The organism is Rhizobium ruizarguesonis (assembly GCF_012349115.1).
GTDB classification, from domain to species: Bacteria; Pseudomonadota; Alphaproteobacteria; order Rhizobiales; family Rhizobiaceae; genus Rhizobium; species Rhizobium ruizarguesonis.
In genome coordinates, this window is record NZ_PQIG01000035.1 from 30,027 (window position 1) to 56,782 (window position 26,756).

Consider the following 26,756-nt stretch of genomic DNA (forward strand, 5'->3'; position numbering starts at 1 on the left):
TTCGACGCTCTTGGCCCGTCCAGGCATTCGATCACCAGTGCTGCGCCGACCAAAGTCCGAGGCCGACCATGTCGGTTCGGTGGACGAAGGGGAAGCAATGGGCCGGCGCTGATATTCGTGCGATATAACGCTTTGTGTGCCATAGTCGGGTAAGCCCCTTGAGCAAATCCGATATAGACCCGCAGTGATTACAAATCCGCCGCGCATCGAAATCCAGCAACTGGCCCATTTCGTGCTGGCCTGTCAGAGCCCGACGCTGGCGGAGACCGCGCGCGAGCTTGGGATTGCTCCTTCGGCGCTGACATCAAGTCTGCGTACTTTGGAAAATGAACTTCAACTCAAGCTCTTCATTCGGAAAAGCGGTCACCTCAGTCCTTTACCGGCAGCCTTCTGGCTGTTTCAGCAGGCAACGGCCATCCTTCATCGCGAAAGGTTCGTGCGTCGGATGCGGAACGGGGACACGGCCCCCCTTCGCATCGATATTCGTCTCGATCTCAGTTTCTCCATCGGCCGGTTTTCGAAGGCGATCGGACGTACTGTCGAAGATATGGAACGCGAGCGGCCCGACCTGCTGATCGACGTGATGTTTGCAGACGGGCGAGGAAAATCCCTTGTTGACGAGGAGGCTGCGGAAATCCCGGGCAACGCGGGTTCGATGGAAATCGAAGTCGGCTATATCACAGGCGTGCCATCTGCGAACCTGCCTGCGATGACGCCCTTTTACGATGAGGTCTGGGTTTCCGTCGGAACGGCGGAGGCCGCGGTTGATCTTCGCTCCCCCAATCAGAAATTTGTCGTTTTGAAAATGCGTCAGGCACTTCGCGATGCCGTCACCCGATATGCGGACGAGCATGGCATCCGCGACCGCATGATCCTGATGGATGAGGAGCCGGCAGATCTTCATCGGCTGCTCAACGAGTTTCCGCAGATGCGGTTCCTGATGCCCCGCAGTATGGTCGCCGACCGGCTCGGACTTGCGCGCCTGCATCTGGAGCCCCTCGATCCGCCGTTGTCGAGCACCTTGGGCGTGCGCGCAAACGGGCCGGACCAGGAGGTCGTGTCCGCCCTGCTTTGTAGCCTCAAGAAAAATCTGGAGGCAACGGAGGCCAATATCGTCTTCCGGCCGCAGTTGACGGCACGTCAATTGCACTACTTCAACCTTGCGCATCTCAGCGGAGGCATTTCGGCGGCGGCGCGCGCGGCGCATGTCACCCAACCCTCCGTTTCGACCCAGATTCAGAAGATCGAGGCGGTTGTCGGGCAACCCCTGTTCGAACGGCGGCGCAACGGTGCCGAGAGCACGAAGGCCGCCAAGGCATTGCTTCCGTTCACCTTGGAGATCGAAGAGCGCATCGACAGCCTTCTAAAGGCCAGTCAGGATATTGCCGCCCACACTCAGGCGACCATCTCAATCGGCATGCTGCCGAGTTCGGGGCATGATAGCGTCATGACGGACAAGGTGGCGCAGGCGCTGACGGCAACCCGCCTCGGCCATCCCGAATACCGGCTGAGGATCGTCGAAGGTTCCAACGCTGCGCTTCACGACCAGGTGCGCGCGGGAGAGCTCAATCTGGCCATTGTCGGCGTCGTCCAGACGCAGATGACCCGGATCCATCTCGGACCGAGCGAGCGCCTCTCGGTCGTTGCCAATCCGGCCTTGAACCTTGCCGGCCGAACGGAAATTCCACTGGCCGAAGTTTGCGGATTTCCGCTGGTTCTCGGAATCAAGCATCTCAGTATCCATCAGGCGTTCATGGCAGCCGCCAGCGCGCGGCATCTGCGTGTCGAGCCCATCATGGACGTCGGTTCTCTGCCATTGGCCATCGCCATGGTCCGCCGCTTGCCGGTCTGCACGGTCCTGCCGGTGTCCTCGGTCCAGCAGGACATCGGCAGCGGACGCCTCACCGCGGCGTCGATTACGGAAGACGTCATCGCCGGAAACCTCTCGGTGATTTTCTCCGGCGAAAGGACGCTGTCCGAGGCGGAACGGACGATGATCCAGTCACTCGTTGCCGTCTTCGGCCAACAGGCGTGATCTAACGCATGTCGCGTCGGATCGGGATCATGCGCGGAGCATTCTGATTTTCCTATCCTCCAATTCATGATTTTCGAGCTACCCAGCCTCCGGCCTGCGGCTGATACTTGCCGCATCAAACAGCTCGAAAATGACTTTCACAGGATTGCCGGATGAATGATCGCCCTGATCCGCTTGAAGACGCGGCCATGACATCCAAGACGGCCAGCGCCGCAATGCGCGGCAGCGAAAGCGATCAATCCTGTCGAGGCATTCTTCAGGAACTCGACCGACGCGGTCAGCTGCTGGTGATTTCGGAGGAGATCGACCCGATCCACGACGTGTCGGCCATCCTTTCCATCGTCGATGAAAAGGCGGCGGTGCGGCTCGACCGCATCAAGGGTCACGACATGCCGATCTTCGGCAACATCCTGTCGGATCTCGATCGTGTCGCCCTGGCGCTTGACGTCGCGAAAAGCGAGATCCAGGAAAAGCTGCTGTCCTCGATCGCCTCTCCCATGCCGCCTGTCTTCGTGGACGATGCGCCGGTACAGCAACAGCTCTTCCAGGACGACATCCTGACCCGGCTTCCAGTCCCGACATTCTTTTCCAAGGAGACCGGTCCTTACATTACCGCGGGTCTGATCGTGGCGCGCGACCCTGAAACGGGCTTGGGCAACGCGTCCTATGCCCGCATCAAGGTGCTTGGTCCGAACGAGGCGATGATCGGGATTGCACCGAACCATCATCTCGCCATCATGGCCCGCAAGGCGGGCGCCAAAGGCGAGCCGCTGCCCTTCGCCGTCGTCCTCGGCGCGCATCCAGCCATTCAGCTTGCCGCCTGCTTCTATCTGGGGCTTGGTGACGATGAAATGCACTGCGCCGGATCGCTGCTCGGCGAGCCGGTGCGGCTTGTCCGCTGCAAGTCGATCGATCTTGCCGTGCCTGCAGAGGCGGAGATCGTGCTCGAAGGTCATATACATAGCGACGAGCCGATCCTCGAAGGACTGGTCTCGGAATATCACGGCATGTACGAGGATTACGGCTCCGGCATGCGCGCCAGCTTTGGATGCATGACCTGCCGCTCCGACGCGATGTTGCAGGTGATCGAGCCCGGTTACCATATGGAGCACCTTTATCTCGGCGCAGTGCCGATCGCTGCCGGCCTCAAGGCCGTCATCCGGCGATCCGTTCTCAATGTCGGCGAGGTTGCCGTCACCGCATCAGGCAGCGGACGGAACAACGTGGTCGTGCAGATCGATGCGCCCCGCCCGGGACAGGCACGCCGCATCATGTCGATCTGCTGGGGTGCGGTCAGCATCGTCAAGAACGTCACCATCGTCGATAGCGATGTCGACCCCTGGGATATCGATGCCGTCGAATTGGCCAAGATGACGCGCATGCGCGCGGCGCGCGACATTCTCATCGTCACGGATCTTCCGGCAGACCGGTCCGAGCCTCAGGAGGACGGCGGCGTGATCGCCAAGGTCGGTTACGACGCCACGATGAAGGCGGGCGATCGGAAGGAAGGGTTCGACAAGGCGCTTCCGCCGCCGGATTCCTACGAACGGATGCGCCAGCTGCTATTGCGCGTCAAGCCGGAGATGCTGATTTGAGGCGATTGATCATCGGCATATCAGGGGCTTCCGGTGCAATCTACGGACTGCGTGCGCTGGAGATGCTGCGGGATTTCGACGATGTCGAGACGCATCTCGTCATATCGCCCGCGGCGATCCGCACGGCACTGGCCGAAGGGACGGGAAAGACCGCGGACGAAATCCGTGGCCTCGCCGACCGGGTCTACAGCCACGGGGATATCGGCGCCTCGATCGCCTCCGGCTCCTTCCGGTGCGACGGCATGCTGGTTGCGCCATGCTCGATCAAGACGCTGAGCGGGATCGCGCATTGTTATGCGGACGATCTGATCGTGCGCGCCGCCGATGTCTGCCTGAAGGAACGCCGCCGGCTGGTGCTGATGGTGCGGGAAACGCCGTTGCATGCGGGCCATATCGCGCTGATGGACCAGGCAACACGCAACGGCGCCGTCATCATGCCGCCGGTGCCGAGTTTTTACACCCTGCCGAAATCAATCGCCGAAATGGTCGACCAGACCGTGGGGCGTGCGCTGGATCAATTCGGGCTTCATCATCCGACGGTCCGGCGCTGGACGGAGGATCATAACGACTGAGCCATGACGAGCAGCGCTGAAAGCTGCCGGGCCATCATGTCAACCGCATGCACAACAACGACGCACAATCACTCCCCCAGGGGAACTCAAAAAAAGGAGATAGAGTGAGTTGTCAGACAATCGTTCCAGAAGGCTGCAGAGCCTGTTCATGCGCGGCGCCGCCGCCTTGCTGTTGTCGCTGATGGCGGCCGCACCCGTGATGCTTGCCGCGTCTCACGCGGGCGCGCAGACGGAAAAACCCGTGAGCGGCGGCACGATGACCATTATCAACGGTTCGGACATCAAGAGCTGGGATCCGGCGATCACCGCCGGCACCTATCCCGGCGGTCCGATGGATGTGCTCGACGCCGTTTACGGCTTCATCGTCTACGTCAACGACAAGGGCGTCGTGACCGGCGGCATGGCTGAAAGCCTGACCAGCACAGACGCCGTGACCTGGACCTTGAAGCTTCGCAAGGACATGAAGTTCACCGACGGGACGCCCTATGATGCGGAAGCCGTCAAATATAATTGGGACCGCGCCGCCGATCCGGCCACGCTTTCACCGGCGCAGCCGTTCATATCCTCATGGAACAAGGCAATCACCGTCGTCGATCCGCAAACCCTGACGATCAAGCTGTCCTCCCCGAACGCCAATTTCGCAGCCCAGGTCGCCGAGCTGTGCCCCTTCATCGCCTCGCCGGCAGCATTGAAGGTCGCCAAGGAAAAGACCGACATCAAGCCGGTGGGCGCCGGCGCCTTTACGCTGACCGAGTGGAACCAGGGCATATCAATGACCATGGCCCGCAATCCCGGTTATTGGGATCAGCCGCGCCCTTATCTGGATACGATCAAGTTCGCGATCATTCCCGAAACCAACAGCCGCATCGCCACCGTCGTGCAGGGCGGCGCAACGATGATGGCCGGTTATCCCTATCAGTTCGGCTCGAACGCAACGGCGCCGGGGGTTGCGACCCGCGAGATCCCGATCCGCGGCATCAACCGCGCCTATCTCAACCAGGCCAAGGGTATCTTCACGGATGTTCGCGCCCGCGAGGCCTTCTATTCCGCCATCGACCGCGCGCGGCTGATGCAGGCCTTCACGCAGATGCCCGGCTACAAGGCACCCAGCAATTACTTTGGAGAGAATTCGCCGTATTTCGATAGCGCTTCATCTCTTCCCGCCTATGATCCGAAGAAGGCGCAGGAACTGTTCGACGCCCTGAAGGCGGACGGCAAGCCATTTTCGATCAAGATCGTCACCTATACCAACTCGGACCTGAAGCGTCTTGCCGCCTACATTCAGCAGGTGCTGACCGGCTATGAAGGTGCCTCGGCTGAGATCGTTGAGGTCGACCAGGCTTCGCTGATCCAGCGGTGCAAGACGCAGCTCGACTTCGACATCTGCGTCGAAGGCGGGGTGCTGGTGTCGAACGGTGCCGAGCCGAACATTTCCAACCTGCTGAGCTCCGGCGGTGCTTTCAACTGGGGACAGTACAAGAGCGCCGAGATGGATGCTGCATTGAAGGAAGCCAGCTCCACCCTCGACCCTGCCGCTGTCAAAGCCGCCTATGGCAAGGTTCAGAAGCTCGTTGCAACCGAGATGCCGCTCTACATCTTCGGGGAACAGACGCGCTCGCTGCTGCTGCGCAACAATACCGGCGGCGTCGTTCCTTCGAACGGCGGCATCCTGCAAAAGCAGTTCCTCTACGTCTGCACGGATGCCTGCCAGAAATAGCAGGTTCCAGATCATGACGCGCAGGCTCGCCCGGAAGATCCGGGCGGGCAAGGCAGGATCGGTCGATGGGCTGGACGACCGTACACGCCAGAGACGTTAAGACGACAGAATGAGCCCTGCGACGCGGGGCGATCGGAAAAGGTGGATGACGATGATCGGCAATCGCGAGAAGGTGAAGTTTCGGGATCTGGTTTCCCGCAAGCAGGTGTTCACGCCCTGCGTCTGGGATTGCTACTCCGCAAAGGCGGCGGAAATGGCCGGCTTCGAGGCGATCCTGCTCAGCGGCGCGTCGCTGGGATTCAGCATGTCCGGCGTGCCGGATCTTGGCCTGCACAATCAGGAGGAACTGGTCTATGCGACCGACCGCATCGCCGACTACTCGCCTTTGCCGCTGGTTATCGATGCCGATGACGGCTTCGGCGATGTCGTCCAGACCTTCCGCACCTGCTATCGTCTCGCCAAGGCCGGCGCCGGCGCGATCCTGATCGAGGATACGCCCAATGAACGCGGCTATGCGCGGTTCGGCCGCGCCATGGAGGCAGCGACCCTTGCCGGCAAGGTCGATGGCAACGTGCCGCATGAGGTCGTCTCGCAGGAGCTCTGGCTCGCCAAGATCAAGGCCTCGATCGAAGCCTGTCAAGGCAGCGATTGCGTGGTGATAGCGCGCACCGAATCCAAGCTCGAAAAAGGGTTGGACGACGCTATCGAACGCTGCGTGCGCGCCGCAGCGCTCGGCGCTGAAATGACCTATGTGCATGGCCTGCGCACGCTGGAGGAATGCCGGAAGGTGGCCAAGGAATTGCCCGGCTGGAAGATGTTCGGCGATGTCGCGACCGTCAATGGCGTGCCCTTCGTGCGGCTTGAAGAAATCGAGGCGCTCGGCTTCAACTTGGTGACCATGCACTATCTCGAGAAGGGATCGATGTATGGCATGATGGATTACGGTCGGCATGTCTTCAAGGACCGCAGCACGCGCTACGCGGATGAGCACAGCATGGGCGGCATGACGCCCGCCGAGCAGAAATCCTCGCTGGAGCGGGACAGCGGCTGGCTCGATGCCGAGGACAGATGGAAGGCGCTCTGATCCCGGAGACCGGCCGCTCTGCCGTCTCGTTTTGCGAAATCCGGATGCCGGTCCAGCCCGGCATCGGATGTTCCACCTGACAATCGGAGTCCGATCGTTGCGAATTGCCAAGCTCTCCTATCTGAAAGCGGTCGGCGTCCGGCTTCTGGCCGGCATTCCGGTCTTCCTGCTGGTGACGTTCTCGGCGACGGCGCTGTCGAGCCTGATGCCGGGGTCGGCGGCGCAGCTGATCCTCGGAGAGAACGCGACGCAGGCCCAGATCGATGCGCTGAACAGCCGTTACGGTTACGATCTGCCGGTCTGGGAACGTTATCTCGGCTGGCTCGGACGGCTTCTTCACGGAGATCTCGGGCAGACCATGTTCAGCCAGCAGTCCGTGGCAAAACTCCTGGTCGACCGGGCGGCGGTGACGTTTGAGATTGCGTTGCTTGCCATGTTCGTCTCGCTGCTGATCGGCGTGCCGCTCGCCATGTACACCGCCAGCCGGCCGGGCGGCATCGTCGATACGGTGCTGCGGGCAGTCTCCTCGGTCATGCTGTCGATCCCGACCTTCGTCATCGTGGTTCTGCTCGGTTTCGTCTTTGCAATCGTGCTGCGCTGGCTGCCGGCGACCGGCTGGGTTACCTTCAGCGACGATCCGATCGGCAATCTCTACTATGTCGCCTTGCCGGTGATGTGCCTCAGCGTGCACCAGGCAGCCTATTTCTACAGGGTGAGCCGCAGCGAATTCGTCGCGGTCCTCCAGGAGGACTATGTCCTCGTTGCCAAGGCCAAGGGCCTGCCGACACGCTATATCCTGATGCGCCACGTGCTGCGCCCGGCCTCTCCCCAGGTGCTGACGGTGATGGGCCTGTCGATGACCTATCTGCTCGGCGGTTCCTTCATCGTCGAGAGCTATTTCGCGGTGCCCGGCATCGGCTGGACCGTTCTCAATGCGGTGAGCAGCCACGACCTGCCCGTCATGCAGGCCATCCTGTCGCTGACGGTGGTGATCTTCGTCGTCATCTTCATCCTGGTCGATCTCGGTTACGCGCTTATCGATCCGCGGGTAGACGTGTCATGAGCCGCCTCCAACCAACACAAACGGACCTCGTGCCCGGCGAAGCGGTCGCATTGGCGGAGACGTTGAATGCCGCGATGCCGAAGACCGCGCGTTTCCGCATGCCGAGCGGCCATCCGATGGAATGGTTCGCCTTCGTGTTCCTGACGGTCCTGATCATCTCCTCGGTTTTCGTGGAGTTCATTCCGGGTCTCGTTCGAGCAAGCTTTCCTTATGGCGATTTCTCGCAGGGTCCGGAATGGAGCCTGAACGGCCTGTTCGGAACCGATGCGCTCGGGCGCAGCATCCTGTCCCGGGTGCTCTACGGTGCGCGAACGACGCTCGCCATCGTCTCGGTCGCGACGCTGATCTCGCTGGTGATCGGCATGATCCTCGGGATGCTGGCCGGCTTCTATCGCGGCCCGGTCGAGCGGATCGTCGATCTCTATGCCAATTCCATGGCGTCGCTTCCGCCGATCCTCGTCATCCTGGCGCTGATATCGGTGACCGGAAATTCGGTTTTCACGATGATGCTGGCGCTTGGCCTGCTCGACATCGGAACGTATGCACGCATCGCCAAAGGCGGCGTGATTGCCCAGAACGACCGTGATTACGTGCTGGCGGCACGCGCCATGGGCGCATCGGACATGCGGCTTCTGCTGCGCGAGATCCTGCCCAATCTCGTTCCGCCGCTGACGGCCATCGTTCCGCCGCTGATGGCGGGGTTGATCATCACAGAGGGATCGCTGAGCTTTCTCGGTTACGGCATTCCGGCGCCGGCGCCGAGCTGGGGCGGGATGATCGCCAGCTCGACCGACCTGCTCAGCCGCTTTCCAGTGCTGATCTTCGGACCGATCGTCGCCATCGTTCTAACAGTTTACTCGCTCAACACGGTCGGGGATTGTCTGGCCCGTCGCATGAACCATCGCGGCAGGGAACTCTGATATGAGTGAGGCTGCGAAAACCACCCCGGTCCTCGATTGTCACGATCTCTCCTGCTATTTCAGGTCGCCGATCGGACCCATCCGCGTGCTGCATGACGTCAGCTTCAGCATCCCTCCGCGTACGACGCTCGGCATCGTCGGAGAATCCGGCGCGGGCAAATCCATGCTGGTCAAGACGATCATGGGGATTGCGCCGGAGGGCATGAAAACCAGCGGCCGCATCCTCGCCGACGGGACCGATCTGTCGACGCTCAACGAGGCGAAACGCCGCGCCTTTCTCGGCCGCAAGTTCGGGATGGTTTTCCAGAACCCGATGACATCCCTCAATCCGTTCGTGCGGGTGGGGCGGCAGATCGAAGAGGCGAGCCGCTTCCATCTGCGGCTTGGAAAAGCGCAGGCGAAGGCACTCGCGATCGAACTACTGGCAAGCGTCGGCATTCCCGATGCCGCGGAATGTTACGGACATTATCCGCATCAGTTTTCGGGCGGCATGAAGCAGAGGATCATGATCGCCACGGCACTTGCCTGCCAGCCGGATCTGCTGATCGCCGACGAGGCGACGACTGCGCTCGACGTGACGGTTCAGAAGGAAATTCTCGATCTGCTGCAGCTTATCCAGCAGCAGCGGCAGATGTCGATGATCCCGGTGACGCACAATCTGGGCATCGTCGCCGGACGCACCGACGACATCCTCGTGCTCTATGGCGGGCATGTCGTGGAATACGGCCCGACGGACACCGTCTTTTCCCATCCGCGCCATCGCTATACCGAGGCTCTGCTTTCGGCGATGCCGCGCATGGACCAGCCGGCTCATACGAAACTGCGCACGATTCCGGGCCGTCCGCCCGATCTTGCCAACCCCGCGCCCGGATGCCCGTTCGCACCGCGCTGCCCCGCCGCCGAGGCCCGCTGCCATGCTTCGATGCCGCCGATGACCACCAGTGCGGATGGCAAGCATCGCTTCGCCTGCTATGTGCCTGTTCAAACCGGCGATGCAGCCGACACTGCGGTCGAAAGGAGGGCATCGTCATGAATGACGAGGCTTCCGGCCAGGCCGTCGATACAGGTGCCGCAACGCATGCCTTCGATGCTTTCCTGCGCGACGACGCGCTTTTGAAGGTACGCGATCTCTCGGTCAGATATCGCCGCGGCGGCAAGATCTTTGTTGCGGTCGACGGCGTCTCCTTCGACGTGGCTCCTGGGGAAACACTCGGTCTCGTCGGAGAGTCGGGCAGCGGCAAGACGACCATCGGTCGTGCCTTTTTGAAGCTTCTGCCGAAGGTGGACACGCGTGTCGACGGCCACGTCGAATATGACGGCCTGAATCTTGCCGACCTGTCTGCTTCCGATCTTCGCGCCATCCGAAGCAAACTGCAGATGATCTTCCAGGATCCGATTTCCTCCTTCAATCCGCGCCGCAAGGTGCAGGATATCGTCGGAGAAGGCCTCGAGATCCAGGGCATCCGCAAAGCGGAAAGACTGGAAAGGGTCGATCGTGCGCTCAACGATGTCGGCATGAGCCGGACGATGGTGGAGGGCCGCAGGCCGCATCAGTTTTCCGGTGGCCAGTGCCAGCGTATTGCGATCGCACGGGCGCTAGCCGTTGGGCCGGAGCTGATCGTCTGCGATGAGCCGGTTGCGTCTCTCGACGTGTCGGTGCAAGCGCATGTGATCAATCTTCTGCAGGATATCCGCCAGAATCGAAACCTGGCGCTGATCTTCATTTCCCACGATCTTGCCGTCGTGCGCAATGTCAGCGACAGGGTCGCCGTCCTCTACATGGGCAAGATCGTCGAGATCGGAACCGGCGACGCCATCTATCAGCGTCCGGCGCATCCTTATACCCGCATGCTGCTGGAAGCAGTCCCGGTTCCCGATGCCAGCCGGAAGATCGTGCCGAGCGCAACGCCGACGCAGGCCTTGTCGCGGAGCGCGCCGCCATCCGGATGCCGGTTCCGCAGGCGTTGCCCGCGCGCTCAGGCGGTCTGTGCGGCGCAGGAACCGAAGCTTGCGGCGATGCCCTACGGCCAGTTCGCGGCCTGCCATTTCCCTCACGACGAACCGGCACCCGGAATGAAGACGGCGGAGCAAGCGTGATGGAAAAAGCCCCTGACGCATTCGAAGAAAAAACGCTGGCAAGCGGCAGTGCGCGCTCAGAACAGGATACCGGAACTGCGAGGCGCGCTGCTTTCTGTGCCAATGTGTTCGATGTCATGGTCCGGCTCTACGGCGAGCCCGGCATCGCGTCCTGGTGCCTCGAAGCCCAGACACGTCATGCGGTGGATGTGCCGTCTCTGCTGTTCTTCGCTCTTGCGGATAGTGACGGACACGGCGCGGATGACGGCGAGATGCAGCGGCTTCTGGAACGTGCCGGCGAATGGCGCTCGCTTTTCGTCCTGCCGTTGCGACACCTTCGGCTAACCCTGCGTCAAGGCCGCAGGAACACGGCAGAGATTGAATTTTACGAGAAGATCAAGGCAGCGGAGCTGGAGGCGGAACGGTTGCAGGTCCGGCGTCTGGCCGACGACTTTCTCCCGCTCGAAGGGCCGGGCGGGCTGGCAGCCCGTTATCTCGAAACGATTTCCATGCCGGAACCCAAGGCAGGGGCGTTGATCGGGCGGCTTCGAGACGCCACCAAAGCCGTGTGCCACGGCTTTCCCCATCACGCGCACTGAGGATCTGAAGACATCATGAGCGATTTCGACGCCGTCATGACAGGAACCATCGTCACGGAAGAAGGTGTCGCGGAAAACTACGTCGCCGTCACTGGTGGCATTATCGCTGCGATGGAGACAGGCTGCGCTCCCGGCGCGCGACGTGTTCGATTTCGGCACTTATTTTCTCACACCTATCGAGCTTCAAGGACATCGAGATGAACGCCATAATTTTAGACGGTGACAGCCTGACGATCAAAGATACCGTTCGCATCGCGCGCCAGGGCGCCAAGGTAGCGCTCGCCGATGCAGCGCGCGCCGAAATCATCAAGGTGAGAAACTATATCGAGGAAAACTGGCTGACCGAAAATGCGCCGCCAACCTACGGCTTCAACACCGGCGTCGGCAAGCTCAAGGATTATGCCATCAACCAGGCCGATAACGACCGCTTCCAGCGCAATATCGTGCTCTCTCATTGCTCCGGCATCGGAGAGCCGGCATCGGAAGAAATCGTCCGCGCCATGATGGCCGTCCGTATCAACGCCTTCTGCCTCGGAGTTTCCGGCCTGCGGATCGAGGTGGTTGATCGTCTCGTTGAGATGTTGAACTGCGGCGTTCACCCTGTGGTGCCGATCCAGGGGTCGGTCGGCGCGTCCGGCGATCTGGCGCCGCTGGCGCACATGGTTTCGGTGTTGATCGGCTATGAGGAGGCGGAAGCCTATTACCAGGGCGAACGCATGCCAGCGCCGCAGGCTCTGGAAAAAGCCGGCATCTCCCCGATTGCTTTCGATCTCAAGGCGAAGGACTGCCTTGCCCTCATCAATGGCAACAGCCTCTGCGCGGCCATGGCGGTTCTCAACCTCCACGACGCCGAGATGCTGATGAAGACTGCCGATGCGGCCGGCGCGCTCAGTCTGGAGGCGATCCGCGGCGAGCAGGCGGCATTCGATCCCCGCATACATCTCGTGCGCAAGCAGCCCGGGCAGATCGCGACTGCGGAAAATATCCGTCGCATTATCGAGGGCAGCCGTCGCACGACCGAGGCAGCACGTGCGGTACGCCTCGAGGACGATATTCTGCATCCGAAACACACCGCCCGAATCCAGGATCAGTATTCCTTCCGTTGCCTGCCGCAGGTGCATGGAAGCTGCCGCGACCAGTTGGAACACGCCAAGGAGTTGATCACGCGCGAGCTCAACGCCGCGACCGATAATCCGCTCGTCTTCTGGAACGAGCTCGGCGCGCTGGAATTCCTGTCCGGCGGCAACTTTCATTGCGAACCCATCGCTTTTGCCATGGACTTGCTGACGATCGCTTTGGTGGAAATCGGCAATATTTCCGAGCGCCGCCTGTTCTCGCTCTGCGACACGACATTGAACTACGGCCTGCCGCCGAACCTTGCCGGCAAGCCGATCGGCCTGAATTACGGCTATGGCATCATCTCGACGGCCGCGGCGTCCGTCGCATCGGAAAACAAGACGCTGGCTTTCCCCGCCGTTGCCGATACCATCCCGACCAAGAGCAGCCAGGAAGACCATGTTTCGATGGCGACATGGGCATGCCGCAAGACGCGTCAGGTGGTCGACAACATGCCGAAGATCCTTGGTGTTGAATGCCTGCTTGCGGCCCGCGCCATCTTCCTGACTGAAGAGGCACTCGGCGGCTACAAGCTCGGAACCGGCAGCCAGGCGCTCTATGACACGCTTCGCGACGCGATCCCGTTCCAGCAGGAGGACAGCTACATGCCCAAGCAGACCACACCGGCTCTCGAGATCGTGCGGTCCGGCGCATTTCTCGAGGCCATCGAGAACAAGATCGGCGCGCTGAAATAGGTGGGCGGCCGATTTGGGCTGCGGCCGCATCATGAAGCGCCGGCGTTTCATCACCGCCTGCAATTCCCCTGACCGGAGAGAACGATGTTCGATGATCTGATAATGCCGCCAGCCGACAAGATCCTGTCGTTGATGCCGATTTTCCGGCAGGATAGTCGTTCGAACAAGATCGATCTCGGCGTCGGAGTCTACCGGGACGCCTCCGGTACGACGCCGATCCCGCGGGCGGTGAGGGAGGCAGAAAAGCGAATTCATACCGCGCAGACGACCAAAGCCTATGTCGGCCCGGCCGGAGATCCTGTTTTTTGCGATCTCATCGGCAGGCTTGTCTTCGGCGAGGCGGCGCCGTGGGAGCGAATTCGCGGCATCCAGACGCCGGGCGGAGCAGGCGCCTTGACGGTGCTCGCCGGCCTGATCTCCCTGGCGCGCCCGGGTGCCGCGGTCCATGTGCCCGACCCGACCTGGGTGAACCATGTGTCGATCCTCGAAGACAACCGGCTTCGGGTCGTCACTTACCCGTACCTCGATAGCCGAACAGGCGAGGTGGATTTCGACGCCCTGCTCGATCATTTCTCACGGTCGGAGCGGGGCGACATCGTGTTGCTGCACGGCTGCTGCCACAATCCGACGGGCGCCGACCCGAGCCGTTCGCAATGGCAGGCGCTGGCGAAGATCATCGCCGAGCGCGGGCTCGTTCCCCTGGTCGATATCGCTTATCAGGGGTTTGGCGAGGGTCTCGAGGACGATGCCTTCGTGGTACGGCTGCTCGCCGGCATGGTTCCGGAAATGCTCGTCTCCTCGTCATGCTCGAAGAATTTCGGAATCTATCGCGAGCGCACAGGTGCCGCATTCATTCTCGCCGCCAACGCGGATCGGGCGGATGCAACCAAGGCGCAACTCACGGTGCGAGCCCGTGTCGTCTATTCGATGCCGCCGGATCACGGCTCGGCTATCGTTCGCACCGTCCTGGAAGACCCGGCACTCGCGGCCGACTGGCGCGCCGAACTGGACGGTATGCGCTCCAACATTCTGTCGCTGCGCCAGGGGCTTGCTGCCTCGTTCCGGCGTTTCACCAATGGCAGCGACTACGATTTCCTCGCCAAGAACAAAGGCATGTTTTCGCTGATCGGTCTGACACCCAGGGAAGCTGTGATGTTGCGCGAGCGTCACGCCGTCTATATCGTCGAGGACGGACGCATCAATGTCGCCGGGCTGCAGGCCAGCCAGATCGACACCTTTGCGGAAGCCGTTCTGGCAGTTCGCGGAATCAGCTGATCAGCACCCTTTTGAGGCATTAACAGGGAGTTCGGCATCTACGCAGTCTGAAACAGCAACCAAGAACCCTCCACTTGATCGCGCTAAAGGTCAGCGACTTGTAGATGCATTCGCGTAAATGCCATTAGGCTCTCGATGTGTTGGGCGACAGCTCGGCGCGTTTCCTCGACGTCGCCCCGGTCGATCGCCTCGATGATAACGAGGTGTTCCGTGGAGTCCGGCTTCAGGCGATCTTTCAGGCGGTCGATTTCGAAGAGACGCGTGGTCGCCCGAAGCTCCCGCAGTACCTTTGCCATGACCGCGTTGCCGCAATGATCGATAATCATATTATGGAGATTGTCGTCCGAGAACCAATGCGCGTCTGTGTGATACGCCGTCGCGCCCAATAGGTCGTGGATTTCCTGCCGGACGCTCATCAAAAGACGTCGCGGAATGGCGTTGATCGACAGTACCGCTGCTTCAGGTTCGATCAACAACCTCAGTTTCAAGCTTTGAAGATACTCGCCGACATCCACCTGTCGCACGACGTAGTTTCGGCCATCGCCCTTGCGAACCAGGCCTTCGCCTTCTAATCTCTGCAGCGCTTCGCGCAGCGGTGTCCTCGAAATCCCGAGTGTCTCGGCAAGCCTTGCCTCAACGATGACATGCCCGCCTTTCAGCCGGCGGTGCCGGATCATGTCGGACACGGCCTTGTAGGTCAGCGATGCAAGATTATGCTGCCCTTTCTCCGCAATTTTCCGACCCGGGGCCGCTAAGGCGTCTGTCACCGTTTGCTATTTCCTTGTTCTTTAGGGCGTTGGCCGCTCGACGCGGCACCGCGCTTTCCTTACGCGATCACTTGTTACATATGATAGCCGATTTGGAAAAGGACTGGAACGAGTGCAGATGGACGATGGTCTGAATGAAGTTGGCGACTCCAGCCTTGCTGACGAAACCTACCGTTCCCTGCTGGCCGATATTCTATCAGCCAGGCTCGCGGGGGGATCGGTCGTCCAGCAACGCCGCCTGGCGACGAAACATGCTGTTTCGCGTTCTCCCATGCGCCACGCGCTGGGACGTCTCGAAGGAGAGGGACTACTTGTCAGAAACGAAAAAGGCGTTCTCTCAGTCAGGGTCATCAGTCTCAAGGATTACCTTGACAGTCTCACCATGAGGATGCTGCTCGAACCAACTGCGGCTGCACTCGCCAGCCCCCATGTTTCGCGACTTGAACTGGACCCTTTGACAAGGATGCTGGACGAGATCGAGGCCGACCCCGAACCTGACCCTGAGATGGTCTGGGCGTTTGACGATGCGCTTCACAACTATATCGCAAGCGAAAGCCGCAACCCCTTTATGGCAACCACGATCGGGGAGATGCGGCGCTACACAACGATCTTCGAGCGGCAGCTGCCTGTGGTGCGTGCGAAGCCGGGCGTGCGGGAACATCGAGCAATCCTGCTTGCCTTGGCCTCCAACGATGCCGAGGCGGCTCGCCGAGCCATGACCGATCATCTCGAAGTCGTCCGTCAGGGCGTCCTTGCGAACTACTGAATCGATGAGTTGAGAATGCACTTGCATCTACGGTGAACTTTTGTATAAAAGTGGGATCCCACTTGAATGCACGGTCGGGATCCAACGATAAAGAACCGAACTCCCAGAGGCTCTCCATGCTCCGTTCACACTTCTCTCGCAGCATTCTTGCCGCGTCCTTCATGTCGGTCACAGCGTCTTTTGCCTTCGCTCAATCCTGCGAACCCAAAGTGGCGGCAGGCGAGTTGATCAAGCCCGGCACGCTCGTCATGTCGACCAATCCAACGCTTCCTCCGCTCCAGTTCATCGACTCCACGGGTGATCTGAAGGGCATGCGCATCGACCTCGGCAAAGAGATCGCCAAGCGCCTTTGCCTTGAGCCCGAATATGTCCGCATCGAATTCTCGGCGATGGTTCCGGGCCTGCAGGCTGGCCGCTGGGACATGATCAATACGGGCATTTTCTTCACCGAAGAACGCGCCAAGATCATGCAGATGATCCCCTATGAAGATCAGGCCATCAGCGTCTCCGTGGCACCAGATTCGAAGAAAAACGTCGCCGCAAAAGATGATCTTGCCGGCATGACGATCGGTGTCGAAATCGGTGGTTTCGAGGAAACGAAGACACGCCTTCTCGACAAGGAACTGCGTGACGCGGGCAAAGAAGGCTTGACCATCCAGACGTTCGATAATTTCGCCCTGGCCTACCAGGCTCTGCGGGCAGGCCAGGTGCAGGGTGTCGTGTCGATCGACGCCGTCGCCAAGGAGTACGATTCTCGCGGGGACTTCAAACGGGCAATCAGCGGCCTCTACCCAGCCCCGGTTTCTGTCGCATTCAAAAGCCCGGCTTTGGCCGATGCCGTGTCTGCGACGTTGAAAGACATGAAGGCGGATGGATCTTTAAAGGCGCTCTTTGACAAATACGGCCTGCCGATGGTCGCGGGTGACTATTCGGTTAAAGGCCCCGGCCGCTGAACTGATTTCAAGGATCGTTTAGAGATGAGGCGGGGCGCGACCACGTCGCGCCAAACCTCTTGCAGAAAGTCGTTGTCATGTCGCTTTGGAACTGGTCCGGCTTCTTCGGTTATCTGTTCAACCCCTTTATACTTGGCGGGGTGTTCACGACCGTTTGGCTCACCGTCGTCTCGTTGATTGCGGGGCTTATCCTCGGCTTCGCCCTTGCATTAATGCGGCGATCGTCGCGGCGGGTGCCATACTACATTGCCAAGGCGTATATCTGGCTTTTTCGCGGCACGCCGCTTCTTGTACAGTTGATTGCAATCTACACGGCGCTTCCGCTGTTCGGCATCAAGTTCACCGTCATAGAGGCGGCGTTGCTCGGATTGGCTCTCAACGAGGCGGCGTATCTCGCGGAGATCATTCGTGCCGGTATCGAAGCCGTGCCGGAAGGCCAGACCAGGGCAGCGCGCGCACTCGGCATGACCGAGCGTCAGATCATGCGCTACATCGTCATGCCGCAAGCTTTTAAAGTTATCGTTCCGCCTCTCGGCAATTCGGTGAACGGTCTCTTGAAAACGACCTCCGTCACTTCTGTCATCTCGGTCGAAGAACTCCTTCGCCGGACCCAGGTTCTCATCCAGGAGCGGTTCATGGTGCTCGAACTGTTTGCGGTCGCGGCGATTTATTACCTCCTCCTCACAACACTCTGGGACTTCTTCCAGAGCCATATCGAAAAGCGTCTCGGTCAAGCCGGATCGCGGCTTTCCATTAACGAGAAGCGCTAGAACCAGGATTTTCAAATGCAGAAGACGTTCCGCGGTGTCTACACCGTGATGATTACTCCGTTGGATCCCAGCGGCGCGGTCGATCTGAAGGGGCTGGCTGCCTTTACCGACTGGCAGGTCAAAGAAGGTATCCATGGTCTGATCCCTCTTGGATCGACAGGTGAGTTTCTATCGCTCAGCGAGGAAGAGCGCGATGGTGTGGCGAGGACCGTCATCGAAACTGTCGCGGGACGGGTGCCTGTTTTGATCGGCACGGGAGCGGAAGATACGCGGGAATCCATTCGCCTCAGCGTCAAGGCCGAGGCAATGGGAGCTGACGGCGTCATGATTATTCCGCCGTTCTATTCCACCCCAACGGATGACGAACTCGTTCACCACTACAAGAGCATTGCATCTGCCGTGGCCATCCCGATTATGGTCTACAACAATCCCGCGACCGCAAACGTCGATCTGACGCCGGAGTTGGTCAAGCGCATCGCCGAAATCGACGGCTGCGATTATATCAAGGAGTCCACCCTCGAAGTGACGCGCGTGCGCGATATCATCCGGCTGGCTGGCGACGATATGACTGTGTTCGGGGGTATTCTCGGGTTCGAGTCTTTCGTTATGGGTGCGCAGGGCTGGGTGGCAGTGGCTTCAAATGTTGCGCCAGGACCGATGGCGCGGATCTTCGAACTTGTTGCAAATGAGAAAAAGTTCGACGAGGCAAGAGAGCTTTACCTCAAATGGCTGCCTGTCATTCAGGCGGTCGGGGGCCAGGCTTATGTCGCGGGAACGAAGTCGCTGCTGACCCACATGGGATTTGGCGCAGGCCTGCCGCGTCCGCCGCGCCTGCCGTTGCCGCCCGCGCAGGACGCCGCCATGAAGAAGCTGGTGGCCGATTTCGGTCTGACGTTCGGCGCCTGAGGAATTCCATGATGCCCGTCGCTTCCATAAACCAGAGCTTGAGGCCCGACGATGAGCGGGTCAGGCTCTCGGTCGACGGTCTGCAGATATTTGCCGAAAAAGGCATGTCTGTTGCCGCCGCCATCGAGGCGACGGGGCGGCATGAATTTTCCCGAGGCATCAAAGGCGACGGCCGTGGCCTCTTCTGCGGAATGGGTGTCTGTCACGACTGTCTCGTGACGATCGACGGAAAAGTCAGCCAGCGGGCCTGCATGACCACTGTCGACAATGACATGCAGGTCCTGCGCCCTGCTGCGCGGCCCGACCTTGCCACTGGTCAGATTGCCGATCTCTGCGGTGTGCCGCAGTCCTTGACGACAAGGACGATGGACGTTCTCATCGTCGGAGCGGGGCCTGCGGGGCTTGCCGCAGCTGAGGTTCTTGCTGCGGCCGGCGCCAAGGTGACTGTCATTGATGAACGGCCGTCTGCCGGCGGGCAGTATTTCAAACAACCCTCGACATGGAGCGCCGCCGAGCGATTGAGTGGCGACGAGCAGGCTTTATCCGGCGCAGCGCTTATAGGGCAAGTGCGCGATCACGGCGTGACATTTCTAACCGCTACGGTGGTGTGGGGTGCCGCACGTGACGACGACGGTTCGCTTATTATTGCCTGCTATGGCTCCGGCGATGCGTTTTACTGCAAGCCGAAAATGCTCATCATCGCGACGGGGGCCTACGAACGCCCAACGCCGGTGAGGGGTTGGACACTTCCTGGTGCGATGACAACAGGGGCCGCCCAGACGTTGCTGAGGAGCTATGGCACCGTTCCCGGCCGAAGGATCGTTATTGCCGGAAACGGTCCTTTGAATATGCAGGTCGCAAACGAACTTCGAAAGGCAGGAGCCTCCATAGTCGCTTTGCTGGAAGCAGCGCCGCCACCCTGGTCTCGGCCGCTGGCAGCCCTCGGCCTTCTGACAACGCATCCCGCCCTCGCCCGCCACGGATTGCGCCAGATATCGACGCTTAGGTCCGCGGGCGTCAAGATGGGCTGGAACAGCGTACTCACCTCGATCAACGGCTCGCAGCGTGTGGAGAACGTCACGTTCACCGGACCAGACGGCGAGATCAATTTCGATGCCGACACCGTCCTTGTCGGCGGCAATTTCACATCCTCCAATGAGCTGTCCCGGCTACTCGGCTGCAGCCATGAGGTCATCGACGGCGATCTGCGGGCAGTGCGAGGTCTCGACGGTCAGACAACGCTTGCGAACGTGCATGTTGTCGGTGAAGCGGCGCGTTTCGGCGGCGCGAATGTTGCGATGGCAGAAGGGCAGATCGCCGCCGCCGCGATTGCGCGAAAACTGGGCCTCCTTGTCCAAGCCGACGAAAGCGCAGTGAAAAGGCTTGCCCGCCATAGACGGTTTCAAGAGGCGCTTTGGCAGGTCTTTGCGCCGAAGGACGATGCAAAGACAAAGACGGCAATTCCGCCAGATGATGCATTGATCTGCCGTTGCGAAGGAGTGACTTACGGTGTCTTGAGGACGCTCAGCGCAAATAGTGCGCAGGACGTCTCGACATTAAAGCGCCTGTCGCGTGCCGGCATGGGGCGATGTCAGAGCCGCTACTGCGGCAAAGCGATCGCTGACGTCGCGAAAGAACGGCACCTCACGGGCGAAACAAGCGGTTTTCTGGCCCCGCAAATGCCACTTCGACCTATTCCGCTGGCGGCGCTTGCGGTCGAGAAGCCGGAATGGGGCGGCCACAAGCGCGCACTTTTGCCGGAAAAACCTCCATTGGCGAATCCTCAACCTTTGCCGGTGGCGGAAACGTCCACGCTGGTAATCGGCGCCGGCATTGCAGGCCTTTCGACGGCGCTCTTCCTTGCCCGGGAAGGCGAGGACGTTGTGGTGCTGGAGCGCGCTTTTGCGAACTCGCTGGCGTCCGGAGGGAATGCAGGAAGCCTTCATGCCCAGTTGCTTTCCTTCGACCACGGTGCCCGTGCCGAAGGTGGCGGCGGAACGGCCGCACAAACACTTCCCCTCCAGCGCGATTCAATCGCTCTTTGGGCCGCGCTGCAAAGCGAGCTCGGGCAGGATTTCGAGATGAAGGTCACAGGCGGCCTCATGGTGGCCGAAACCGATGACCACATGCGTTTTCTGGCGGAAAAGGTCGGGGTGGAGTGCGCGGCCGGGATCGATTGCCGCTTGATCGGGCAAGAGGAACTGCGCTCCCTGGAGCCTGCTCTGTCTTCTCACTTCGTCGGTGCTGCCTACTGCTCCCAGGAGGGCAAGATCAATCCTCTCGTCGCTACGCAATATATATTGGAGGCGGCACGGCGAGACGGCGCTCAAGTCTTCGAAAATTGCGAGGTCACCGGAATAACGACCTCGGACGACGGGTTTGAGGTCAGGACATCGAGGGGCATGTTGCGGGCAAAACGGATCGTCAATGCAGCCGGAGCCTTCGCTTCAAGGATCGGCGCGATGCTCGGTGTCCATGTGCCGGTATTCGGTGCTCCACTGCAGATGGTGGTTACCGAGGCCGCAGCACCTTTGATCTCGTGTCTCGTCGCCCATGCCGACCGCCATTTGACACTCAAGCAGGCGGCAAACGGGAACTTCATCATCGGCGGCGGCTGGACGGCAGGCCTCGATCCCATCCATCAACATCCACGCCCGCTACTGTCGAGCCTTGAGGGAAACCTTTGGGTTGCCCAGCACGTCGTTCCCGCTCTGCGCAAACTTCACGTCATCCGGAGCTGGGCAGCGATGAACATCAACATCGACGGTGCGCCGATCCTCGGCGAACATCCGTCAATGCCCGGGTTCTTCAACGCCGTCACTTCAAACGGTTATACGCTCGGCCCGATCGTCGGCCAGTTGACATCTCGGCTCGTTCTCGGTCGCGAGACCGATAGAGCCTTGCAACCCTTTTCCATCTCGCGTTTCCAGAAAGGCCGGGCATGATTGAGATCGCTGGCGTTACCAAATATTACGGTCAGTTCGCTGTCCTTAAGAACTGCTCGGTGAACGTCGAGCGCGGTGAGGTCGTGGTTGTCTGCGGTCCCTCGGGGTCGGGCAAATCGACGTTGATCAAATGCGTCAACGGGCTCGAGCAGTTTCAGGAAGGTTCGATCCGGGTGCATGGTATCGAAGTCGGCGACCCGAAGACCGACCTGCCGAACCTTCGCACGCGGGTAGGCATGGTCTTCCAGAACTTCGAATTGTTTCCGCATCTGACGATCATCAACAATATCATGCTGGCGCAGAAGATTGTCATTGGCCGCAGCGAAACGGCAGCCCACGCGAAGGCCATGGCGCTTCTTGATCGCGTCGGGCTGACCGACCACGCGAAAAAATATCCAAGCCAACTCTCCGGCGGGCAGCAGCAGCGCGTGGCGATCGCGCGGGCGCTCGCGATGGATCCGCTCGCCATGCTCTTCGACGAGCCGACATCCGCGCTTGATCCAGAGATGATTTCCGAAGTGCTCGATGTCATGTCCGGACTGGCAAAGGACGGCATGACGATGATGGTCGTCACCCATGAGATGGGATTTGCCCGCCGGGTGGCGACACGCGTGATTTTCATCGATCAGGGCGAGATCGTCGAGGATCGTCCGAGCGAGGAGTTTTTCGCGGGAAAACACAACCCACGAACCGAAGCTTTCCTTGGCAAAATCCTGCAGCACTGAAGGTCAGGCTTGTGAGCAACTACGATCTCATCATCCAGAACGGCACGGTGGCGACTGCTGCGGATGTTTTCCAGGCGGATATCGGCATTAAAGACGGCAAGATTGTCCAGATCGGGCAGAGCCTGTCGGGTGCTGCCCGCACGATCGACGCCTCGGGCAAATATGTCCTTCCAGGCGGCATCGACAGCCATGTCGAACGGACCACCGTCATGCGGAACTGCATGATGGCGCAGACTATTCGCCCTACGAGGGGATCGAGATCACCGGCTGGCCGATAACGACAATTGTCGCCGGAAAGCCTGTCGTCGAAAACGGCGTCCTGGTGGGTACTAAGGGCCACGGGCAATATCGGAAAGCCGCGGCGAGACAAATCAACAAGCAGTCAAATCTAACAAGAGCGACATCATGAAACTGAAAATTACAGCAGGGCCATTCATCTTCGACGCTGTCCTGGAAACTGCCAGAGCGCCCAAAACCTGTGAAGCATTCATCAAGCAGATGCCGTTCGATGGTAAAATCGTGCACGTTCGCTGGTCTGGCGAGGGCGTTTGGATCCCGCTTGGCGACCATGATTTCGGCGTCGGTTATGAGAACCATACAAGCCATCCGGCCCCCGGTCATATCATCCTTTACCCGGGAGGCATCAGCGAAACGGAAATCCTGCTTGCCTACGGAGGCGTCGATTTTTCATCGAAAATGGGCCAACTGGCTGGCAATCATTTCATCACAATCACATCCAATCTCGACCAACTCGCCGAAATAGGGCGCCTCACGCTGTGGGAAGGCGCGCAATCCATTCGATTTGAGGCCGTATCCTAGAACAGGATGATTTTAGGCCGGGTCGGCCTAAAATCTAAATCCTGTTCTAAATTAAATAGTGAGAGCATGATATCGCCCGAAAACCGCTCACACTTTTCGGCATCATGCTCTAGGCGCAAAGCGCGAGGCGACGGGGTTGACGCCGGCGTGCCAGCACCGCCTAACGCGGCGGTTGGCACGTTTCCTGCATTCTAGTCTTCGAGATTTTCTTCGAGATTTCCAAATGGTGGACGAGGCCCGAAATGTCTTTTGATTTTGATTTCGAACTTGCGAAAAGAGCGGCGCAAGAACTGCCTCCGTCGCAGAAGCAGCCAAAAACGCGTAAGATGTCTCTTCTACAGAGGCTCATGGCTTCGCCGCTAATTCCTCCTCGTCCGTCTCTCAGCATTCTGCGCCCATATAGAGGTGGTGATGCGCAATGACGCTGTGATACCCCTGTCGAGCAGGTAAGGCACTGCTGTCCGACGGTTCTATTCCCGCCGAGGCGGCGTGATTTCTACAGATACGGTGCGTGCGGCACTTGACGAACTGTGTCGCCAGGATAGTCCAGCGCGGACGTCCAACGACGCGATCACTCTCTACAAGGCAGTCGGAACGGCGTTGGCCGATCCTGCTGCCGCGACGATGGTGTATGAAGCCGCTTTGATCGCCGGCTGACGTCTGCTGGTCCGGGCGATCGCGAATGATCGGGGGCCTGTTGCCCCGTTCCAATAGGCCGGCAGCCTCTGCTCCCAACGACTTCAATAGCGCGCATCTTCAAGGCCACAGAAAGGGTCGACCGGGTTGGTGCCTAGGAAGGGCTTGCGACCGAGCATACAATCAACGACGGCTTCCTGGACGCTGTCCATGGTGGAGTACGCATTGATATAGGCCGGTACGCGCGGCGCATCGTAAAGGTGATAGGGATGCCCAAATGAGATCATTACGGAGGGAATATTCGTCCAGGGTCGGTACATGGCCTTGAAAAGGCCGCCACCACCCATCCTATGCCAGTCGACGAATATCCGGCCTCGTACGAGCAGCGACTCGTCGCCTAGCGCGTAGAGGACGAGGTCGAAGTCGTCGGGGGTCGGCACGATGTCCGGTCGGTCGATCGTGACTTCGAAACCTTCCTTCCGCAACAGCGCGGGTAGCAAGAATTCCAGTGGCTGCGGCATGAGCGGATGAATGATGCCGCCGTCGACCAGCAGCACGCGCTTTGTTTTCGCCGGATCGAGCGGAAAGATACCATTGACGTCCTTCACAAGCGTAGGCGAGCGGCCGATGTATTCCCTTGATGCTGCGACATTGTCTGGATGCGCAAGCAGGTGGCACGCTTCCGCCGCATCGGGTAGGACGTCTGACGGTTGAAAAAGTTTGAGATGGGCCTTGAGCGCCAGCACGCGAAGAACCGCTTCCTCAAGTCGCTCCGGAGTAATTCGTCCATCTTCGACGGCAGCCTTGACCGCCGCCATATCCTCCTCAGGTTCATCGCTGAAGAGGATCATGTCGCAGCCATTTGCGATGATATCAGGCAGCGTATCGAGGTGGTGGCCCCAGGCAGACAGCCCTCCCATGGGGGTCGCGTCAGAGACGACGATGCCATTGAAGCCGAGTTCGTCTCGGAGAAGATCAACGTTCAGCAACCGGGAAACCGAGGCCGGTCGGAAAGCCTCAAGCCCGGCATCTGGCATCTTCGATCGAATGTAGGCCGGAAGGGAAATGTGCCCGCTCATGATTGCCAACACGCCTTCGGCGATCAGCGTTCCATAGAGCCGACCGAAGGTTTCCTTCCACTCGTCCATGGAAAGCGGATTGGTCGTCGTAACGAGGTGCTGATCGCGGTCGTCATATCCCTCGCCCGGCCAGTGCTTTGCGGTGGCGGCAACGCCATTTCGTTGGAGACCGTGAACATGGGCAACCGCGTGCCGCTCGATCTTGTTGACATCGGAGCCGTATGACCGTGTACCGACAATCGGTGATCGGAACGCGGTATTTATGTCGATGACTGGCGTGAAGGACCAGCGCACCCCCATCGCGCGGCCCTCGCGTGCCAGGATTTCTGAACTTTTCTCGGTCGCCTGAACGTCGTCGACGGCGGCAAGGCCAAGTTGGCCCAGCACCGGAGTGCCGAAAGCGAAGGAATGACGGCTGCCCTCAAGGTCTGCGCTGATGATGGGCGGGACTTTGCTCTTGGCCACGAGGTCAGAGATGACCCGCCGCTCGAACTCGAGGTCAGCCGTGAAGAAGCGGGTTACGCCGCCCGGCCTTAGTGAAGCAATGCGTTTGAAATCCTCCTCATCCGTCCCGATCATGATCAAGGTGAAGAGTTGGCCGATCTTGTCATCGAGATCGAGCGAGGCATAGACGTCGCGGATCCAGGATATCGCAGCTTCGTCGAGGTTGAACGGCGCTTTGCGAAGCTCGTCGTAGATCGTCATAAGTTCCCCCGTTGATCAACGCTCTGCGGATAGCCCGTGTGAATATGCACGCTATCCTGTCATAAGTCAGCGCGGTGATGTCAGGTTAAGTTCGTCGGGAACATCTTGGATATCTCGCCGCGTCGAAATACAGCCGATAAGCCAAGAAGGGCCCTGTTGCAAAGAACGAGAGTAGGTGCGGAGCGGGATCGAGGTTGATGCTTCAGACAAAGTAGAGCCCGAACTACCTGTTGATGAGACGCACTTCTCCCATGACGCCGCCCTCGTATTGCCAAAGTGCCGCCTGGCCCTTGCGCAGCGTGTTCATCACCTGGAAATGCCCCCAGAGGCAGTTCTTCGCCTTACGTTACCGGTCATGTCATCCCTTGAACACAAAAGGTCGCAAAGCATCCGCAACCTTTGCACCTAGCAAGGCATAGCCCTCTTCCACGAAATGTAGGCCATCCTGCTTCAAGAGCACTTCTGGTCCGCCTTCGCCGACAGTGGTATGAAGATCGTTGATTGTCGCGCCGAAGCGACGGGCGACCGAGACGCCGACAGCATTGTAGGTGGAGACGTCGCGTTCATAGCGACGCGAACTGCGCACGGCCTGATGCCGTGCCTCGATAATAGGCGTGATCGTCGCCCAGATCAGCTCTGCTGTTGTTTCGCCCCTGACCCTTTCGAAGATGCTGGTGATATTGGCCTGGTAGGTATTGAGCGGCACTAGAGCCCGGGTCGTCCCCTCATCATGGCGAAGGTCGTGCAGCCCGCAATTTAGATGTACGACGTCCGGCCGTTTTGAAATCACCCAACGATCGAGGTTGCTCCATATGACATCTGACGACTGGCAATTTTCTTCTGGACCCCAGACGTTGGCTTGACCTTCAAAAGCCTTGATGACGTGCGGTTGATAATGCAGGCGGATGGAGTCGCCTATCAGGAGAACGGTCTTCATT

The 26,756-nt window shown here is 59.9% G+C and carries 24 protein-coding genes and 1 pseudogene; 22 read left to right on the forward strand and 3 right to left on the reverse strand.

Features of this window, described 5'->3' with window-relative positions; all coding sequences use genetic code 11:
• Window positions 1-184 precede the first annotated feature (184 nt).
• From C3Y91_RS04535 to C3Y91_RS04595, 13 genes are all read left to right on the forward strand, one after another.
• Window positions 185-2,035, forward strand: coding sequence for a LysR family transcriptional regulator (locus C3Y91_RS04535; protein ID WP_130673219.1), 1,851 nt, complete (start codon window positions 185-187; stop codon window positions 2,033-2,035).
• A gap of 152 nt (window positions 2,036-2,187) precedes the next feature.
• Window positions 2,188-3,630 carry a UbiD family decarboxylase gene (locus C3Y91_RS04540; protein WP_075225487.1) on the forward strand — a complete coding sequence of 481 codons (1,443 nt, stop codon included), beginning with the start codon at window positions 2,188-2,190 and terminating at the stop codon, window positions 3,628-3,630.
• Window positions 3,627-4,202 (forward strand): UbiX family flavin prenyltransferase, encoded by a 576-nt coding sequence (locus tag C3Y91_RS04545; protein WP_012759297.1) that lies wholly within the window; start codon window positions 3,627-3,629, stop codon window positions 4,200-4,202. Before C3Y91_RS04540 ends, C3Y91_RS04545 begins: the two co-directional genes overlap by 4 nt.
• Before the next feature lie 148 nt (window positions 4,203-4,350).
• Window positions 4,351-5,919 carry an ABC transporter substrate-binding protein gene (locus C3Y91_RS04550; protein WP_168575102.1) on the forward strand — a complete coding sequence of 523 codons (1,569 nt, stop codon included), beginning with the start codon at window positions 4,351-4,353 and terminating at the stop codon, window positions 5,917-5,919.
• A 145-nt stretch (window positions 5,920-6,064) separates the two neighbouring features.
• Complete coding sequence (locus C3Y91_RS04555; RefSeq protein WP_024320377.1) at window positions 6,065-7,003, forward strand: isocitrate lyase/PEP mutase family protein; 939 nt, start codon at window positions 6,065-6,067, stop codon at window positions 7,001-7,003.
• 67 nt (window positions 7,004-7,070) lie between these two features.
• Window positions 7,071-8,066, forward strand: coding sequence for an ABC transporter permease (locus C3Y91_RS04560; protein ID WP_075225489.1), 996 nt, complete (start codon window positions 7,071-7,073; stop codon window positions 8,064-8,066).
• On the forward strand, window positions 8,063-8,986 hold the full coding sequence (locus C3Y91_RS04565) for an ABC transporter permease (RefSeq protein ID WP_075225490.1): 924 nt from the start codon (window positions 8,063-8,065) through the stop codon (window positions 8,984-8,986). The genes C3Y91_RS04560 and C3Y91_RS04565 overlap by 4 nt, the downstream gene beginning before the upstream one ends.
• Before the next feature lies 1 nt (window position 8,987).
• Window positions 8,988-10,019, forward strand: coding sequence for an ABC transporter ATP-binding protein (locus C3Y91_RS04570; RefSeq protein ID WP_168575084.1), 1,032 nt, complete (start codon window positions 8,988-8,990; stop codon window positions 10,017-10,019).
• On the forward strand, window positions 10,016-11,083 hold the full coding sequence (locus C3Y91_RS04575; protein WP_168575085.1) for an ABC transporter ATP-binding protein: 1,068 nt from the start codon (window positions 10,016-10,018) through the stop codon (window positions 11,081-11,083). The genes C3Y91_RS04570 and C3Y91_RS04575 overlap by 4 nt, the downstream gene beginning before the upstream one ends.
• Window positions 11,083-11,661, forward strand: coding sequence for a TIGR02444 family protein (locus tag C3Y91_RS04580; RefSeq protein ID WP_075225493.1), 579 nt, complete (start codon window positions 11,083-11,085; stop codon window positions 11,659-11,661). The genes C3Y91_RS04575 and C3Y91_RS04580 overlap by 1 nt, the downstream gene beginning before the upstream one ends.
• Before the next feature lie 15 nt (window positions 11,662-11,676).
• On the forward strand, window positions 11,677-11,862 hold the full coding sequence (locus tag C3Y91_RS04585; protein ID WP_130656564.1) for a hypothetical protein: 186 nt from the start codon (window positions 11,677-11,679) through the stop codon (window positions 11,860-11,862).
• Window positions 11,859-13,472, forward strand: coding sequence for a histidine ammonia-lyase (gene hutH, locus C3Y91_RS04590; RefSeq protein ID WP_075225494.1), 1,614 nt, complete (start codon window positions 11,859-11,861; stop codon window positions 13,470-13,472). Before C3Y91_RS04585 ends, hutH begins: the two co-directional genes overlap by 4 nt.
• A gap of 84 nt (window positions 13,473-13,556) precedes the next feature.
• Window positions 13,557-14,747 (forward strand): amino acid aminotransferase, encoded by a 1,191-nt coding sequence (locus C3Y91_RS04595; RefSeq protein ID WP_075225495.1) that lies wholly within the window; start codon window positions 13,557-13,559, stop codon window positions 14,745-14,747.
• An 83-nt stretch (window positions 14,748-14,830) separates the two neighbouring features.
• On the opposite strand, the gene C3Y91_RS04600 is transcribed toward C3Y91_RS04595, so the two are convergent.
• Window positions 14,831-15,514 carry a GntR family transcriptional regulator gene (locus tag C3Y91_RS04600; RefSeq protein WP_075225496.1) on the reverse strand — a complete coding sequence of 228 codons (684 nt, stop codon included), beginning with the start codon at window positions 15,512-15,514 and terminating at the stop codon, window positions 14,831-14,833.
• Between the two features lie 112 nt (window positions 15,515-15,626).
• Between C3Y91_RS04600 and C3Y91_RS04605 the strand changes: the two genes are divergently transcribed.
• From C3Y91_RS04605 to C3Y91_RS04645, 9 genes and pseudogenes are all read left to right on the forward strand, one after another.
• On the forward strand, window positions 15,627-16,280 hold the full coding sequence (locus C3Y91_RS04605; protein ID WP_178385474.1) for a GntR family transcriptional regulator: 654 nt from the start codon (window positions 15,627-15,629) through the stop codon (window positions 16,278-16,280).
• 116 nt (window positions 16,281-16,396) lie between these two features.
• Window positions 16,397-17,233: an ABC transporter substrate-binding protein gene (locus C3Y91_RS04610; protein WP_168575086.1), complete on the forward strand. Its 837-nt coding sequence runs from the start codon at window positions 16,397-16,399 to the stop codon at window positions 17,231-17,233.
• Window positions 17,234-17,310: 77 nt separating this feature from the next.
• A complete protein-coding gene (locus tag C3Y91_RS04615) occupies window positions 17,311-18,003 on the forward strand; it encodes an amino acid ABC transporter permease (protein ID WP_011653848.1) in 693 nt (230 codons plus the stop codon).
• 15 nt (window positions 18,004-18,018) lie between these two features.
• Window positions 18,019-18,909, forward strand: coding sequence for a 4-hydroxy-tetrahydrodipicolinate synthase (gene dapA, locus C3Y91_RS04620; RefSeq protein ID WP_075225499.1), 891 nt, complete (start codon window positions 18,019-18,021; stop codon window positions 18,907-18,909).
• A gap of 11 nt (window positions 18,910-18,920) precedes the next feature.
• Complete coding sequence (locus tag C3Y91_RS04625; protein ID WP_425523605.1) at window positions 18,921-21,854, forward strand: FAD-dependent oxidoreductase; 2,934 nt, start codon at window positions 18,921-18,923, stop codon at window positions 21,852-21,854.
• A complete protein-coding gene (locus C3Y91_RS04630) occupies window positions 21,851-22,579 on the forward strand; it encodes an amino acid ABC transporter ATP-binding protein (RefSeq protein ID WP_075225501.1) in 729 nt (242 codons plus the stop codon). Before C3Y91_RS04625 ends, C3Y91_RS04630 begins: the two co-directional genes overlap by 4 nt.
• 11 nt (window positions 22,580-22,590) lie before the next feature.
• Window positions 22,591-22,857, forward strand: coding sequence for a hypothetical protein (locus tag C3Y91_RS37750; protein ID WP_226306934.1), 267 nt, complete (start codon window positions 22,591-22,593; stop codon window positions 22,855-22,857).
• Between the two features lie 127 nt (window positions 22,858-22,984).
• The gene (locus C3Y91_RS04640) at window positions 22,985-23,398 is read left to right on the forward strand and encodes a DUF3830 family protein (RefSeq protein WP_018072093.1); all 414 of its coding nucleotides are present in this window, start codon (window positions 22,985-22,987) and stop codon (window positions 23,396-23,398) included.
• A gap of 480 nt (window positions 23,399-23,878) precedes the next feature.
• Window positions 23,879-24,055: pseudogene (locus C3Y91_RS04645) on the forward strand (bifunctional Delta(1)-pyrroline-2-carboxylate/Delta(1)-piperideine-2-carboxylate reductase); the annotation flags it as partial.
• An 83-nt stretch (window positions 24,056-24,138) separates the two neighbouring features.
• Here the strand turns inward: C3Y91_RS04645 and C3Y91_RS04650 are convergent.
• Together C3Y91_RS04650 and C3Y91_RS04655 are read right to left on the reverse strand one after the other, a co-directional pair.
• On the reverse strand, window positions 24,139-25,818 hold the full coding sequence (locus tag C3Y91_RS04650) for a glycoside hydrolase family 3 protein (RefSeq protein WP_130682558.1): 1,680 nt from the start codon (window positions 25,816-25,818) through the stop codon (window positions 24,139-24,141).
• Window positions 25,819-26,176: 358 nt separating this feature from the next.
• On the reverse strand, window positions 26,177-26,755 hold the full coding sequence (locus C3Y91_RS04655; protein ID WP_168575087.1) for an SGNH/GDSL hydrolase family protein: 579 nt from the start codon (window positions 26,753-26,755) through the stop codon (window positions 26,177-26,179).
• Between the last annotated feature and the right edge of the window lies 1 nt (window position 26,756).

Coding starts and splice junctions, on each gene's coding strand:
- C3Y91_RS04540 (WP_075225487.1), top strand. CDS start 2,188: ATGAATGATCGCCCTGATCCGCTTGAAGACGCGGCCATGACATCCAAG.
- C3Y91_RS04550 (WP_168575102.1), top strand. CDS start 4,351: ATGCGCGGCGCCGCCGCCTTGCTGTTGTCGCTGATGGCGGCCGCACCC.
- C3Y91_RS04555 (WP_024320377.1), top strand. CDS start 6,065: ATGACGATGATCGGCAATCGCGAGAAGGTGAAGTTTCGGGATCTGGTT.
- C3Y91_RS04560 (WP_075225489.1), top strand. CDS start 7,071: ATGTTCCACCTGACAATCGGAGTCCGATCGTTGCGAATTGCCAAGCTC.
- C3Y91_RS04565 (WP_075225490.1), top strand. CDS start 8,063: ATGAGCCGCCTCCAACCAACACAAACGGACCTCGTGCCCGGCGAAGCG.
- C3Y91_RS04570 (WP_168575084.1), top strand. CDS start 8,988: ATGAGTGAGGCTGCGAAAACCACCCCGGTCCTCGATTGTCACGATCTC.
- C3Y91_RS04575 (WP_168575085.1), top strand. CDS start 10,016: ATGAATGACGAGGCTTCCGGCCAGGCCGTCGATACAGGTGCCGCAACG.
- C3Y91_RS04580 (WP_075225493.1), top strand. CDS start 11,083: ATGGAAAAAGCCCCTGACGCATTCGAAGAAAAAACGCTGGCAAGCGGC.
- C3Y91_RS04585 (WP_130656564.1), top strand. CDS start 11,677: ATGAGCGATTTCGACGCCGTCATGACAGGAACCATCGTCACGGAAGAA.
- hutH (WP_075225494.1), top strand. CDS start 11,859: ATGAACGCCATAATTTTAGACGGTGACAGCCTGACGATCAAAGATACC.
- C3Y91_RS04595 (WP_075225495.1), top strand. CDS start 13,557: ATGTTCGATGATCTGATAATGCCGCCAGCCGACAAGATCCTGTCGTTG.
- C3Y91_RS04610 (WP_168575086.1), top strand. CDS start 16,397: ATGCTCCGTTCACACTTCTCTCGCAGCATTCTTGCCGCGTCCTTCATG.
- C3Y91_RS04615 (WP_011653848.1), top strand. CDS start 17,311: ATGTCGCTTTGGAACTGGTCCGGCTTCTTCGGTTATCTGTTCAACCCC.
- dapA (WP_075225499.1), top strand. CDS start 18,019: ATGCAGAAGACGTTCCGCGGTGTCTACACCGTGATGATTACTCCGTTG.
- C3Y91_RS04625 (WP_425523605.1), top strand. CDS start 18,921: ATGCCCGTCGCTTCCATAAACCAGAGCTTGAGGCCCGACGATGAGCGG.
- C3Y91_RS04630 (WP_075225501.1), top strand. CDS start 21,851: ATGATTGAGATCGCTGGCGTTACCAAATATTACGGTCAGTTCGCTGTC.
- C3Y91_RS04640 (WP_018072093.1), top strand. CDS start 22,985: ATGAAACTGAAAATTACAGCAGGGCCATTCATCTTCGACGCTGTCCTG.
- C3Y91_RS04650 (WP_130682558.1), bottom strand. CDS start 25,818: ATGACGATCTACGACGAGCTTCGCAAAGCGCCGTTCAACCTCGACGAA.
- C3Y91_RS04655 (WP_168575087.1), bottom strand. CDS start 26,755: ATGAAGACCGTTCTCCTGATAGGCGACTCCATCCGCCTGCATTATCAA.